This window comes from Halorubrum tibetense (assembly GCF_042661865.1).
Lineage (GTDB): Archaea > Halobacteriota > Halobacteria > Halobacteriales > Haloferacaceae > Halorubrum > Halorubrum tibetense.
The window spans coordinates 1-651 of record NZ_JBHSWW010000615.1; the positions used below are offsets into that span (position 1 = coordinate 1).

Below are 651 nucleotides of genomic sequence, written 5' to 3' on the forward strand. Positions count from 1 at the left end.
GCGTTCGGCGGCGAGCCGTCCGGCGCGTGGATCTTCCCCGAGGAGACCCTGTGTCCCGACGGGCCGCTCGCGGCGGTCCGGCTGGCCGCGCTCGTCGCGACGGAGCCGCTCTCCACGCGGCTCTCCCGGATCGACCGGTATCCGATCCGACGAACGGCGATCCGGGTCGACGCCAAGGCGGCCGTGATGGAGCGCGTCGAAACCGCCGTCGGCGACGCCTACGACGAGGTCTCCACGCTGGACGGGCTGCGGGTGGACACCGACGACGGCTGGTTCCTGATCCGGCCGTCCGGCACCGAGTCGCTCGTCCGAGTCACCGCGGAGGCGAGGGCGGAGACGGCGGCCGACGCGCTGTTTGACCGCGCGGTCGGGATCGTTGAGGACGCGGTCGGGCTCGTCGAGAGCGCGGTCGGCGGCGACGAAGGGAACGATACCGACGCCGGTTCGAGCGGGGCCTGAGACGGGTCCGTCGTCCGTCGGCGTAATACCTTTCCGCCCGTCGGCTGTCGGTCCGGTATGCAAACCGTCGTGCTCGCGGCCGGCGAAGGGACCCGAATGCGTCCGCTGACGGCGCGGACGCCGAAGCCGATGCTCCCGGTCGCCGGGACGCCGCTCGTGGAGCGCTGTCTGGAAGAGGCGATCGCGGCCGGC

The 651-nt window shown here is 73.0% G+C and carries 1 protein-coding gene and 1 pseudogene; both read left to right on the forward strand.

What is annotated here, in order from left to right:
- A pseudogene (locus tag ACFQEU_RS17295) lies at positions 1-459 on the forward strand (phosphoglucosamine mutase); the annotation flags it as partial.
- Positions 460-516: 57 nt separating this feature from the next.
- A partial coding sequence (locus ACFQEU_RS17300; protein ID WP_379784161.1) for a sugar phosphate nucleotidyltransferase occupies positions 517-651 on the forward strand: 135 nt, incomplete at its 3' end.